The sequence below is a fragment of the Scandinavium tedordense genome, assembly GCF_024764965.1.
GTDB lineage: Bacteria > Pseudomonadota > Gammaproteobacteria > Enterobacterales > Enterobacteriaceae > Scandinavium > Scandinavium tedordense.
In genome coordinates this window covers 529,708-543,842 of record NZ_JALIGG010000056.1, presented here as the reverse complement: position 1 = coordinate 543,842, position 14,135 = coordinate 529,708, and the positions used below count along the sequence as shown (strand labels likewise).

The 14,135-nt window shown below is 53.9% G+C and carries 9 protein-coding genes; 7 read left to right on the top strand and 2 right to left on the bottom strand.

Annotated elements, in window-relative coordinates:
• Nucleotides 1–35 precede the first annotated feature (35 nt).
• Nucleotides 36–3,359: a diguanylate cyclase gene (locus MUU46_RS15770; RefSeq protein WP_258965986.1), complete on the bottom strand. Its 3,324-nt coding sequence runs from the start codon at nt 3,357–3,359 to the stop codon at nt 36–38.
• A gap of 344 nt (nt 3,360–3,703) precedes the next feature.
• On the opposite strand from MUU46_RS15770, the gene udk reads away from it, so the two are divergent.
• From udk to asmA, 3 genes are all read left to right on the top strand, one after another.
• Complete coding sequence (gene udk, locus MUU46_RS15765) at nt 3,704–4,345, top strand: uridine kinase (RefSeq protein ID WP_110509518.1); 642 nt, start codon at nt 3,704–3,706, stop codon at nt 4,343–4,345.
• Nucleotides 4,346–4,416: 71 nt separating this feature from the next.
• Nucleotides 4,417–4,998 carry a dCTP deaminase gene (gene dcd, locus MUU46_RS15760; RefSeq protein WP_159753059.1) on the top strand — a complete coding sequence of 194 codons (582 nt, stop codon included), beginning with the start codon at nt 4,417–4,419 and terminating at the stop codon, nt 4,996–4,998.
• 25 nt (nt 4,999–5,023) lie between these two features.
• Nucleotides 5,024–6,871: an outer membrane assembly protein AsmA gene (gene asmA / locus MUU46_RS15755; protein ID WP_159753061.1), complete on the top strand. Its 1,848-nt coding sequence runs from the start codon at nt 5,024–5,026 to the stop codon at nt 6,869–6,871.
• A gap of 229 nt (nt 6,872–7,100) precedes the next feature.
• Here asmA and MUU46_RS15750 read toward each other — a convergent pair whose 3' ends face one another.
• Nucleotides 7,101–8,681, bottom strand: coding sequence for a TerC family protein (locus tag MUU46_RS15750; RefSeq protein ID WP_258965985.1), 1,581 nt, complete (start codon nt 8,679–8,681; stop codon nt 7,101–7,103).
• Nucleotides 8,682–9,468: 787 nt separating this feature from the next.
• Here MUU46_RS15750 and MUU46_RS15745 point away from each other — a divergent pair.
• From MUU46_RS15745 to wcaA, 4 genes are all read left to right on the top strand, one after another.
• A complete protein-coding gene (locus MUU46_RS15745) occupies nt 9,469–10,602 on the top strand; it encodes a polysaccharide export protein (RefSeq protein WP_110509522.1) in 1,134 nt (377 codons plus the stop codon).
• Between the two features lie 5 nt (nt 10,603–10,607).
• Nucleotides 10,608–11,051, top strand: a complete 444-nt coding sequence (gene wzb, locus MUU46_RS15740) for a low molecular weight protein-tyrosine-phosphatase Wzb (protein ID WP_159753065.1) — start codon at nt 10,608–10,610, stop codon at nt 11,049–11,051.
• Nucleotides 11,052–11,053: 2 nt separating this feature from the next.
• A complete protein-coding gene (gene wzc / locus MUU46_RS15735; protein WP_185153715.1) occupies nt 11,054–13,216 on the top strand; it encodes a tyrosine-protein kinase Wzc in 2,163 nt (720 codons plus the stop codon).
• A gap of 74 nt (nt 13,217–13,290) precedes the next feature.
• Complete coding sequence (gene wcaA / locus MUU46_RS15730) at nt 13,291–14,133, top strand: colanic acid biosynthesis glycosyltransferase WcaA (RefSeq protein WP_159753069.1); 843 nt, start codon at nt 13,291–13,293, stop codon at nt 14,131–14,133.
• Nucleotides 14,134–14,135: the final 2 nt, after the last annotated feature.

Here is a 14,135-nt window from a genome sequence, read left to right as displayed (position 1 = left end):
GCAGCTGCGGCGGGCGAGAAGATGCATAACGGGGATCAGTTGATGGCGAAATAGCTGGTGTTCAGTACCACGTCCAGCGGCTGGTTGGCGGCAATCGAATCGCCGTAAATCAGGTCCACGCCAATTCCGGAAAGCGTGTCCATCATCAGCGCCTGATTGGTTGGCCCGGCAATGGTTTTCATCCCCAGACGCTGGGCGTGGCCTTGCACGATGGTAACCATCATTTCATCCATCAGACTGGTGTGAACGTTGATAATCAGTTCAGGATCCAGCATCACGTAATCAGCGACACCCGCTTTCATCTGTTCGAACAAATCGAGATCCTGACCAACCTGACTGATGATGATTTTGCAACCCGCGTGGCGCAGTTGATCTAACCTTTCTTGAACGCCAGACTGCGCCAGACTGCTGGCGTTGAACACCAGATGCAGCAACCGGGCAGGCATGGCACTGAGTTTAAGTCCGTCGAGAATTTCGTTAATGAGCACTGGCCCGGTCAGACCTGCCACCGACAGCGGCAGGGTTACGCTTATCCCGCGGGCGGCAACTTTATGCGCCCAGATGCGGAAGAACTCCTGGAAAATGCGTCTGTCGAGAGCATGGATCAGTTCCTGATCCGCCAGCCCTTTACGGAACGCCTGTTCCTCTACCATTTCACCTTCGGGGGTCCACAGCCGCATCGACAGCAGCCAGAAGTTGCTACTTTCTGGAATGCGCGGCGACGCCACGCTCCGGGCCATCAGCACCAGATGGTTGTCGCGTACCATGTGCCACTGCTCGTCGAGCGACATCATGCTGCGCTGCTGATGCAACCGGTCCTGCTGCGGTTCATAGACGCTGGCAATACCGCGTCCGTTATTTTTCGAGGTGTAGCAGGCAATATCGGCCTGCGACATCACTTCGGACGCCAGACAGTTATGCTCGTCGATAAGGGTAATCCCGGCGCTGGCACCGACGCGGTGCAGGCGGCCTTCCCACAGGAAGTGATAATCGTTGATGGCCTGAATGATGCGCCCGGAAATATACCGCGCGCTTTCGATGTTGCAGTCCGGCAGCAGCAGGCCAAATTCGTCGCCACCGAGACGGGCGAGCACATCGCTGGTGCGCAACATACTGAGCACCATCGAAGAGAGTTCGCGCAGCAGCGCATCGCCCGCGGCGTGACCGGCGGTATCGTTTACCGCTTTAAAGCGATCAAGGTCGATAAACACCAGCGCGTGACGCTGATGCGTTTCCTGAACGGTTTGCAGTAGACGTTTGAGGTGATTCTCAAAACTGACGCGGTTAGCCAGATGGGTGAGAGCATCATGCGACGCGCTGTAACTTAGCTGGCGGAGCATTTTCCGCGATTCGGTGACGTCCTGAATAACCAGCACTGAACCGATGTTTTGCCCGTCGAGTGTGCTCAATGGGGTGATGCTGTAGTGGATGTCGTAACTGCCGCCGTCCCGGCGGTGCAGCACCACATCCTGTTCGATATCGTTGCGAGACATATCACCGCTGTGAATATTTTCCATCAGCGGGCCGTTGTCGCCGAAGGTAATGCGCAGCACGTTAAGCAGCGGCTGCTTCATGGCTTCGTCCTGACTCCAGCCACTTATTTTTTCGGCAACCGGGTTCATAAAGATGACATTCATATCGACGTCGGTACACAGCACCGCTTCGCCGATAGAATCCAGGGTAATGTGCAGGCGCTCCTTTTCCTGGAACAGCGCTTCGTTCAGCTGTTTCACCTCGGTCATGTCCATATTAATGCCGAGCAGGCGCTCCACTTCGCCCTGTTTATTCAGCACGCGGTTAGCCAGCGAGCGAATATGGCGGATGCCTTCTTTGACGTGGATACGGAATTCCAGCTTGAACGGCGAACGGGCCGTCAGCGCATTGCGAATAATACGTTCGGCCTGCTCGCGATCCTCTTCCACCAGGCAGTTATGCCACAGTTGCCAGGTCGGTTTGAGATGCGACGGGATTTCATACATCTCGAACATTCGCTTGTCCCAGGAAATCAGGTCAGATTCCAGCTCCCATTCCCAGATGCCAATCCCGCCCGCTTCGTTGGCGAGCGTGATGCGCTCCATCAGTCGTTTATTGACCCATTCGGTGTGCTTCAGATCATTGATGTCTTCAATCTGGGCGATGAAATAGAGCGGCGTACCGTCCGCATGACGCACTAGCGACACCGCCAATAGCGCCCAGACTACGTCGCCTTTACGCGTGTAGTAGCGCTTTTCCATGGTGTAAGTGTTGATTTCGCCGCTGACCAGGAGTTCTAGCTGCGACAAATCATTGTCGAGATCTTCCGGCAAGGTCAACTGCTGGAAAGTCATCGCCCGCAGTTCGTTCTGGCTGTACCCAAGGAATTTGCACAGTGCTTTGTTAGCCTGCAGCCACTGACCTTCGGTGCCGACCAGCGCCATACCGATGGCGGAATATTCCATCGCGTTGCGGAAGCGTTCTTCGCTCTCGGTAATGTGTTTGCGTTCGGCGCGAAAGGCATACATCACCATCGTCATCACGTTGACGGGCAGCAGGATCATCAAGAACGGCAGCCACGGCGTGTTGTTCATCACATAAACGTGAGGGGTTTGCAGGCTCAGCGGATTAGTCGCCATCATCAACGACACCATCATGATGGTAACGAGGAAAATGGTGAACGCTTCCATGCGCGGCAGGCGCACGGCGCTCCACATCAACAACACAATAATGCAGGTAAACGGCCACGGCAGCCACAGCATCGCTATCACGCTTAGCGCAAGCGTAACCGCCAGCGTCAGCAGCGTTTCCAGTAACAGACGCGGGTTGCGATGACGCAATAAATAATGGTTTTTATACAGCAAACCGAGCGGGACCAGCGCCAGTGCGCCAATCGATTCGGACAACACCCACACCAGGAACGTGTGCAGCGGATGTTCGGCCGGGGCGAACAGCAGCATCAGCAGTCCGCCCACCAGCGGCGGCACTACCGCACTCGAGATGGCCAAACGAACCCAGTCATGTAGGTTTTGCAGTGGATTATAGCCGGGCAAAAATTTGCGTAGCAGCAGCGCACCCAACGCCGCTTCAATAGCATTGATGGCGGGATAAATTATATTCATGGTGCTGGGCGGAAACAGCACCCACGAGGCCAACAGGCTGCCGAGCGTGCATACGGCGGCTATCGCGGGCCAGAATTTCCCGGCGTGCCGATAAAAGGCCACCATCATAATGGCGGTTGGGAACCATAATGGCGCGAGCGCAGTGCCAAAACGCGTCAGTTCGAGTGAGAAAAGGGTAAAAATGAACGTCAGCAACCCGAGGCATAGCATATTTAGCCATGGGTGAGGGGGCGTAACATGCACTTGTTGTTCAGATATTTTCATTTACCGCTTTCCGCCATGGCTTTCCGGCCGCGACTTTTCACGAGGAATTGGCCTAAATTCATTAGGATGATAAATGGAGTCATGCTAGTACAAACAATTTACATTTCCTATGGTATCTGCTCAATATTTAACAGCATTGAGAGATAAAGAAGTGGCGGTGAACAAAAAGTGTCTAACACGTTGGAAAATTGAACATATTAATTTGAGAATAGTCGCTTTTAAGCCCCGCTGGGGGGAAAATCGTTTTCGACTGGTATCGACGGGCTGAAATCCCTATAATTGCCGCGTTTGGCGCTCCGACGCCACCCTTCCTATCATCCAGGTTAATCAGGTCGCAAAAACTTATGACTGATAAGTCTCATCAGTGCGTCATTATAGGCATCGCCGGCGCATCGGCTTCAGGTAAAAGCCTCATCTCCAGCACCCTCTATCGTGAATTGCGTGAACAGGTTGGCGATGAACATATCGGCGTGATCCCTGAAGACAGCTATTACAAAGACCAGAGTCATCTGTCGATGGAAGATCGCGTCAAAACTAACTATGACCATCCAAGCGCGATGGATCACAGTCTGTTGTATCAGCATCTGCAAACGCTTAAACGCGGTGAAGCAATTGAACTCCCGGTGTACAGCTATGTGGAACATACTCGCATGCCACAGACCGTGCATATCAAGCCGAAGAAGGTCATTATCCTCGAAGGGATTTTGCTGCTGACCGACGCCCGTCTGCGCGAAGAAATGAACTTCTCCATTTTTGTCGACACCCCGCTGGATATCTGCCTGATGCGTCGCATTAAGCGTGATGTTAACGAGCGCGGCCGTTCGATGGATTCGGTGATGGCACAGTATCAAAAAACGGTCCGCCCGATGTTCCTGCAGTTTATCGAGCCGTCCAAACAGTACGCCGACATTATCGTGCCGCGTGGCGGGAAAAACCGCATCGCCATCGATATTCTAAAGGCCAAAATCAGTCAGTTTTTTGAATAATTCCCTCGAATTATGTACTGTGCTAAATGACCCGGTAGATGCCGGGCATAATGCATTAAAGGAGATAGCGCATGCGTCTGTGTGACCGAGATATTGAAGCCTGGCTGGATGACGGCCGTTTGGGTATTTCTCCACGACCGCCGGTTGAACGCATTAATGGTGCGACGGTGGACGTTCGCCTCGGCAATAAATTCCGTACGTTTAGCGGACACACGGCGGCATTCATCGACCTGAGCGGGCCGAAAGCGGAAGTCAGCGCGGCGCTTGATCGCGTGATGAGCGACGAAATCGTGCTGGTGGAAGGCGAAGCGTTTTACCTGCATCCCGGTGAACTGGCGCTGGCCGTGACTCTGGAGTCCGTTACCCTTCCGGCTGATTTGGTCGGCTGGCTCGACGGGCGTTCCTCTTTGGCGCGACTGGGCCTGATGGTTCACGTTACTGCGCACCGCATCGATCCCGGCTGGTCCGGCTGCATCGTGCTTGAATTCTACAACTCGGGCAAACTGCCGCTGGCGCTGCGTCCGGGTATGCTTATTGGTGCCTTGAGCTTTGAGCCACTGTCTGGTCCGGCCGCTCGTCCTTACAACCGCCGTGAAGACGCGAAGTATCGCGATCAGCAGGGTGCGGTTGCCAGTCGCATCGATAAAGACTGAGCGTGACTGACACGTCGGAGAGAGCATGAGAAGAATTCTGACAACGCTGATGATATTGCTGGTGGTGATTGTCGCCGGCCTTTCGGCGCTGGTACTGCTGGTTAATCCGAATGATTTTCGCGACTATCTGGTGCGCCAGGTGGAATCGCGCAGCGGTTATCAACTGAAACTGGACGGCCCGCTGCGCTGGCACGTCTGGCCTCAGCTCAGCATTCTCTCCGGCCGCATGACGCTGACCGAACCGGGTGCCAGCGGCCCGTTAGTCAAAGCCGATAATATGCGCCTTGATGTGGCGCTGTTCCCGCTACTTTCTCACCAGCTGCAGGTCAATCAAGTGATGCTGAAAGGCGCGGTGATTGAGCTGACGCCGAAAACGGAATCGGTGAAAAATAGCAAAGCGCCGGTCGCCCCGCGTGAAAATACGCTCCCTCAAGCACCGGAAGACCGGGGCTGGTCGTTTGATATTGCTAAACTGCAGGTGGCTGACAGCGTGCTGGTGTTCCAGCATGAAGGCGGCGAACAAATCACCGTCCGTGACATCAAAATGCAGCTGGAACAGGACGCTCATTATCTGGCCAATGTTGATTTTTCCGGGCGGGTAAACCGCGATCAGCGTGACCTCAATCTCTCTTTTAGCGCGAAGGTGAATGCCGGTGATTATCCGCATGCGCTGACCGCCACGCTGGGCCAGATCAACTGGCATCTCCAGGGTGCAGACTTACCGCCGCAGGGGATTGGTGGGCAGGGCTCTGTGCAGGCCGAATGGCAGGAAGAGCAGAAGCGCATCAGTTTCAGCCAGCTGCAGCTGACTGCCAACGATAGCTCTCTCGGCGGCGAAGGCAGTGTGGTTCTCGGCGATAAGCCGCAGTGGACGCTGAATCTGCACTCCGACAAACTGAATCTCGATAACCTGCTTTCCCAGAGCAATCCGTCTGCAAATTCCAGCGTGAACCAGCAGGGGCAAAGCCAGCAACGGCAGCAGCGCCCGGTGATTGCAGAAAGCGCTAATCAGCCTGATTACAGCGGTCTGCGTGGATTCAGCGCAGCGGTGCAACTTAAGGCTGGCCAGGTGATGTGGCGCGGTATGAATTTTGCCGACGTTGACGTGCAGGCTGACAACCAGTTCGGCTTACTCAACGTCAGCGGCTTGCAGGGCAAACTGGACGGCGGCACCCTGTCGCTACCGGGCAGCCTCGACGCTCGCCGAAATACACCGAAATCGTCCTTCCAGCCGAAGCTTGAAAATATTCAGATTGGTACGCTGCTAAAAGCGTTTGATTATCCTATCAATCTCACCGGTAAACTTTCCCTCGATGGCGAATTTAGCGGCGATAAAATTGATGCAGATAACTTCCGTCGCAGCTGGCAAGGAAAGGCGAAGCTGTCGTTGCTTGACTCCCGGGCAGAAGGACTGAACTTCCAGCAGCTGGTTCAGCAGGCCGTGGAACGCAGCACGCATGTGAAAGCGAAAGAGAACCTTGAGAGCGCAACCCGTCTGGATGAGTTTTCCAGCGACCTGACGTTAAACAACGGACAGATGTCCTTCAATGACATTGTCGGTAAATCGTCGTTAATGACGATGGACGGAAAAGGCTCTCTGGACCTGGTCAAAGAAGAAGGCGACATGCTCTTTAATGTGCGCGTGCTGGATGGCTGGCAGGGCGAGGGCAAGGTAGTGGATATGCTGAAGGAAACGGCAATCCCGCTGCGCGTTTACGGCAAATGGACCGAACTCAACTACAGTCTGCAGGTCGATCAGGTTCTGCGTAAGCAGCTGCAAAGCGAAGCCCGCGATCGTCTGAAAGACTGGGCTGATAAGAATCAGGACAGCCAGTCGGGAAAAGACCTGAAGAAGTTTCTCGATAAACTGTAATCCCCTTCAGGCTGCAGAGGCGTTGGCGGCTTTCATGAACCCAGTCACTTACTTATGTAAGCTCCTGGGGATTCACTATCTTGCCGCGTGATTCGGTTTCGGGGCCAGCGCAAGCACTGTTCAACATGCCACAGGCATGTTGTCCTGCAACTCGAATTATTTAGGGGATTTTGACTGTCATGTATAAAAAAGGCCTGCTAAAAATGACGGCCTCTTTTATTCACATTGCTCAGACCTCGTAATCGAGTTCCGGGTGCGCGGGCGGGAAAATCTGTACCCGCTGGACGCGATGATTTTCTACTTGCAGCGTTTTGAGGGTAAAGCCTTCGATGTCGACGCTTTCACCGGTGGTCGGCACGCGCTGTAAATGCTCCATCAGCAGGCCGGCGATGGTGTGGTACTCGCGTTTATCATCGAGCGGCAACGGCACATACTGCACCAGATCTTCCAGAGGCATATGGCCGTTCGCGGTCCAGCTGCCGTCAGCATTTTTCTGGATATCGTGGCGGGCGTCGATCTCCTGCACTTCATTCGGCAGGTTCCCGGCAATGGTTTCCATCACGTCGCTTAACGTCACCAGCCCTTCAACGGAGCCAAACTCATCCACTACGAAGGCGAAGTGAGTGCGGGCGTTGCGGAACTGTTCGAGCGCGGGCAGGAGCGGCAGTGTTTCCGGGAACACCAGTGGCTGGCGGATCAGCGCGCGTATATCCAGTGGCTCTCCGCGCAGCGATTGTGCCAGCAGGTCAATGACGTGCACCACCCCGAGCTGCTCTTCGTCATTATTTCCGCCAGTCACCACCAGACGGGTGTGCTGGTTTTTCTCCAGCAGCGCGCGGACGTCGGCTTCCGGCGCGCTGAGGTCGATGTGCTCAATATCATGGCGCGAGGTCATGATGCTGCTAACGGTGCGCTGATTAAGATTTAGCACCCGCTCAATCATTCGTCGCTCCTGCGGGTCAAAGACCGGCTCGTCTTTGCTGTCCGCCACAAGGGAGGCGGTTTGTGCATCCAGCTCGGCATCTTCTTTCTGCCCGCTTAGCAGGCGCAGCACGGCTTCTGTAGTGCGATTACGCAGGCTTTGATTAGCCGACAAAAAACGGCGACGGTTAAAGTTTGCCAATTGGTTGAGCGACTCAATCATCACCGAGAAACCAATCGCCGCGTACAGATAACCTTTCGGAATGTAGAAACCAAAGCCTTCGGCGACCAGACTGAAGCCAATCATCAGCAAGAAGCTCAGGCAGAGAATGACGATGGTTGGATGGCTGTTCACGAAGCGCGTCAGCGCCTTGCTGGCGAGCATCATCATGCTGATGGCAATCACCACTGCCGCCATCATCACCAGTAAATGGTCGACCATCCCGACGGCGGTGATCACCGAGTCGAGGGAAAATACGGCGTCGAGCACCACAATTTGCGCCACCACGGCCCAGAATTTTGCCCCTCGTCGCTGAGTAGGCCCTTCGTTGTCCTTACCTTCCAGCCGCTCATTGAGTTCGACCGTGGCTTTAAACAGCAGGAATAAACCACCCCCGAGCATAATTAAATCACGCGCGCTGAAACTGAGATCGCGAATCGTGAACAGCGGGCGGGTGAGGGTGACCAGCCACGAAATTGACGCCAGCAGCAGCAGACGCATCAGCATCGCCAGAATCAGCCCGGTGATGCGCGCCCGGTTGCGCTGCTCGGGTGGCAGCTTTTCCGCGAGGATCGCGATAAACACCAGGTTATCAATCCCGAGCACCAGTTCGATGACCACCAGGGTGATAAGCCCTGCCCAAATAGAGGGGTCGGCAATCCATTCCATACGTTGTTTAACACCTTCTGTGACAAGACATTAGGATCATGGTTAACGGTGACCCAAATTGCAATATCCCCGTCATACTTCAAGTTGCATGTGCGTTGGCTGCGTCCGCTCACCCCAGACACTGACTTAAGTAAGCTCCTGGGGACTTGCAGCCTTGTCGCCTTCCTGCAACTCGAATTATTTGGGTATATACCCTGAGTTTATTCTTAAATATGAATTATTGTTGGTTAATAATATAACCCTACTGTTTCTGTTATTAACTAATTTAATTTCTTATTAATCGGTCAATTTCCCAAGAGTTGCAGGGGAGGGGTTAATGTCAATATAAAGATAATCCTAAAAGTCAGCGGCAATTCTTAATATTTATCCTAAAAGCAATGGCGTTAGGAGTTGTTACCTTGTCGGAAATTGGCATTGCTGTAACAATCGAAATGTATAAATGAATATTAGATTTCATCCGCGCTTTATTCCCGGCGGTGAAAGAAAATGTTTGCTGTTTTATACACTGTCTCTCTGTTTCGGTCTGCTTTATCGCCGTAACTGCTTATAACCTTATGATTGAACAGTAGATTGGTAACTGAAAGCCAAGGGCGGTAGCGTGCCTGATGGCTGCTAAATCAGCCTCGATTATTCTGTCAACTGCTTGCGGATAGATAACGTTTTTTTAGGAATGATGCCAGTTATATTTCGTTTCGGTTAACGGCATGCTCAATGCAAATGACCTGAATGAAATCTGGTTTGTTTTATTCGCACAGGATAATTTCTCTGCCAAAGTGATAAATAATCAATGATGAAATCCCAACTGAAATTGATGCCATTATTGGTGTCTGCAATCCTGATGAGTGGTTGCACGGTCCTTCCCGGCAGCAATATGTCGACCTTCGGAAAAGATGTCGTTAAACAGCAAGACGCTGATTTTGATATCGACCGGATGGTGAATGTTTATCCGCTGACCCCGCGACTGATTGAACAACTGCGACCGCGTCCAAACGTGGCGCAGCCAAACATGTCCCTGGATCAGGAGTTAAGCAATTATCAGTATCGCGTGGGCGCAGGTGATGTGCTCAGCGTAACCGTCTGGGATCACCCGGAGTTAACGACGCCGGCCGGCCAGTATCGTAGCTCGAGCGATACCGGTAACTGGGTTCAGCCTGATGGCTCCATTTTCTATCCTTATATTGGCCGCGTACAGGTCGTCGGTAAAACGCTGTCGGAAATCCGCGATATGATTACCGGCCGTCTGGCGACGTACATCACCGACCCACAGGTTGATGTGAATGTGGCGGCATTCCGTTCGCAAAAAGCCTACGTGTCCGGCCAGGTGAATAAATCTGGCCAGCAGGCCATTACCAACGTGCCATTGACCGTGCTGGATGCGATCAACTCCGCGGGTGGGATGACCGACCTCGCCGACTGGCGCAACGTGGTGCTGACGCACAACGGTAAAGAAGAACGCATATCCCTTCAGGCGCTGATGCAAAACGGCGACCTCAGCCAAAACCGTCTGCTGTACCCGGGCGATATTCTGTTCGTGCCGCGTAACGATGACCTCAAAGTCTTCGTGATGGGCGAAGTGAAGAAACAGAGCACCCTCAAAATGGACTTCAGCGGTATGACGCTGACCGAAGCGCTGGGCCAGGCGGAAGGTATCGATATGACCGCCTCCAACGCCAGCGGCATCTTCGTGATTCGTCCGCTGAAAAACGACAAGAGCGGCAAAATTGCCAACGTTTATCAGCTCGATATGTCCGATGCGACGTCGCTGGTAATGGCAACCAACTTCACGCTGCAGCCGTATGACGTGGTGTATGTCACCACCGCACCGATCACGCGCTGGAACCGTCTCATCAACCAATTGCTGCCGACCATCAGTGGCGTACGCTACATGACGGACGCGGCGAAAGATATTCATACCTGGTAACCATTATGTTCAACAAAATTCTGGTGGTATGCGTCGGCAATATCTGCCGTTCCCCTACGGGGGAGCGGTTGCTGAAAAATTATCTTCCGTCGCTGGACGTGGATTCCGCCGGGCTCGGCGCACTGGTAGGTAAGGGTGCCGATGACAGTGCGGCACGCGTCGCGGCTGTCCACAACATTTCCCTGGACGGGCACTGCGCCCGTCAAATTTCCGGAAAGATGTGCCGCGAATACGATCTCATTCTGACCATGGAAAAACGCCACATTGCCCGGCTGTGCGAAATCGCGCCGGAAATGCGCGGCAAAGTGATGCTGTTTGGCCACTGGGACGATGAACGTGAGATCCCCGATCCTTATCGCAAAAGTCGCGACGCTTTTGAAGCGGTTTACCACTTACTCGATCAGTCTGCTCTTCAATGGGCGCAGGCACTGAAAGTACAGCAGGGATAACAATGACAGATAACGTAAAACACGCACCGCCGCAGGCTTCGGGCAGTGATGAAATCGATATTGGCCGCCTGGTCGGTACGGTGGTGGAGGCCAAATGGTGGGTGCTCGGCATCACCGCCGTGTTTGCCGCTGCCGCAGTGGTGTACACCCTTTTTGCGACGCCAATCTACAGCGCCGACGCGCTGGTGCAGATTGAGCAGGATACCAGCAGTTCGCTGGTACAGGATTTAAACTCGGCGCTCAGCAATAAGCCGCCTGCGTCTGACGCTGAAATTCAGCTGATTCAGTCGCGTATGGTGCTCGGCAAAACGGTGGACGACCTTAATCTGGACATCGCCGTAACCAAAAACACGATGCCGATTTTTGGTGCCGGTTGGGAACGCCTGATGGGCCGCGCCAACGAGAGCGTTAACGTTGAAACCTTTACCGTGCCTGCGGGCATGCGTGAACAAACCTTCACCCTGGAAGTGCTGGGGAAAAACAGCTACCAGTTGACCAGCGATGGCGGCTTCAGTGCACGCGGGACCGTTGGCCAGCCGCTGACGAAATCCGGTCTGACCTTGCTGGTGAGCGCCATCCATGCGCAGGAGGGCGGTGAATTTACCGTCACCAAATACTCCACGCTCGGGATGATCAACACCCTGCAAAACAGCCTGACGGTAACGGAAAACGGCAAGGACACCGGTGTGCTGAGCCTGACATACACCGGCGAAGATAAAGATCAAATCCGCGTGATCCTCGACAGCATCGCGGATAACTATCTGGCGCAAAACGTCGAGCGTAAATCGGAAGAAGCATCCCGCAGCCTGCGATTCCTTGCCAAACAGCTGCCGGAAGTGCGAACGCGTCTGGACGATGCGGAAAACAAACTCAACGCTTATCGCCAGCAGAAAGACTCGGTAGATATGTCGCTTGAAGCTAAGTCGGTGCTGGATTCGGTGGTTAACATTGATTCGCAGCTCAACCAGCTGACCTTCAGCGAGGCCGAGATTTCCAAGCTCTACACTAAGCGCCACCCGGCTTACCGCACGCTGCTGGAAAAACGCAAAACGCTGGAAGACGAGAAGGCTAATCTCAACAAACGCATCACTGCGATGCCGGAAACCCAGCAGGAAATCGTGCGTCTGACGCGTGATGTGGAATCCGGGCAGCAGGTGTACATGCAACTGCTGAACAAACAGCAGGAGTTGAAAATCCAGGAAGCGAGTACCGTCGGTGACGTGCGTATCGTGGATTCCGCCATCACTCAGCCGGGCGTCCTGAAGCCGAAAAAAGCATTGATTGTCTTCGGCGGGATCATTCTGGGTCTGATGCTTTCTATTCTTGGCGTGCTGCTGCGTTCACTGTTTAACCGCGGGATTGAAAGTCCTCAGGTCCTGGAAGACCACGGCATCAACGTTTACGCCAGCATTCCGCTGTCTGAGTGGCAGAAGAAGCGCGACCACGTCAAAACCGTCAAAGGCATCAAGCGCTACAAGCAAAGCCAGTTGCTGGCTGTAGGTAACCCGACTGACCTCGCTATCGAAGCGGTGCGCAGTCTGCGAACCAGCCTGCACTTCGCCATGATGCAGGCCAGCAACAACGTACTGATGCTGACCGGGGTCAGCCCGTCGATCGGTAAAACGTTCGTCTGCGCCAACCTGGCGGCAGTGATTAGCCAGACCGGCAAGCGCGTGCTGCTGATTGACTGCGATATGCGTAAAGGCTACACCCACGAATTGCTCGGTACTACCAATGACAACGGCCTTTCCGAAGTGCTGGTCGGTAAAACCGAGATCGCAAACTGTGCCAAACGCACCTCGGTGACCAACTTCGACCTGGTCACCCGTGGTCAGGTACCGCCGAATCCGTCCGAGCTGTTAATGGGCGAACGTTTTGCGGAACTGGTGAAATGGGCCAGCAGCCAGTATGACCTGGTGCTTATCGATACCCCGCCAATTCTGGCCGTGACCGATGCCGGTATCATCGGTCGCCACGCAGGCACCACGCTGATGGTGGCACGTTATGCGGTTAACACCCTGAAAGAGGTGGAAACCAGCCTCAGCCGCTTCGAGCAGAATGGTATTCACGTCAAAGGTGTCATCCTCAACTCCATCTTCCGTCGGGCCTCCGGTTATCAGGACTACGGCTACTACGAGTACGAGTACAAGTCAGACAGTAAATAACGTGCTTTGCCTCTCACCCTGACCCTCTCCCCCAAGGGGTGAGGGGCAAAGTTCAACGCCATTCGGGGAACAAAATGACGACACATAACCCATTAATTTCCATTTATATGCCAACCTGGAATCGGCAACAGCTGGCGATTCGCGCCATTAAATCGGTGCTTCGCCAGGATTATCCACACTGGGAAATGATGATTGTCGACGACTGCTCCTCTTCCTTTGAACAGCTGCAGCAGTTTGTCGACGGCCTGAACGATGCGCGCGTGAAATATACTCGCAACGACTTTAACTCTGGAGCCTGTGCGGTGCGTAATCAGGCGATTGTGCAGGCCAAAGGCCAGTTCATTACCGGTATCGATGACGATGACGAATGGACGCCAAACCGCCTGTCGGTGTTCCTTGAACATAAGCATCAGCTGACGACCCACGCGTTTCTGTATGCCAACGACTATGTCTGCGAAGGCGAGGTTTACTCCCAGCCCGCGAGCCTGCCGTTGTACCCGAAATCACCATATTCCCGCACGCTATTTTTCAAGCGCAATATCATCGGCAACCAGGTATTCAGCTGGGCCTGGCGCTTCAAAGAGAGCCTGTTCGATACCGAACTGAAAGCGGCGCAGGATTACGACATTTTCCTGCGCATGGTGACCGAATACGGCGAGCCGTGGAAAGTGGAAGACGCCACGCAAATTCTGCACATCAACCACGGTGAAATGCAGATTACGTCGTCGCCGAAAAAATTCTCCGGCTACTTCCATTTCTACCGTAAGCACAAAGACAAATTCGACCGCGCCAGCAAAAAGTACCAGCTGTTCACGCTGTATCAGATCCGCAACAAGCGCATGAACTGGCGCACGCTGCTGACACTGCTGTCAGTGCGTAACGGCAAACGTCTGGCCGATGGCCTGCGGGGGAAATAATG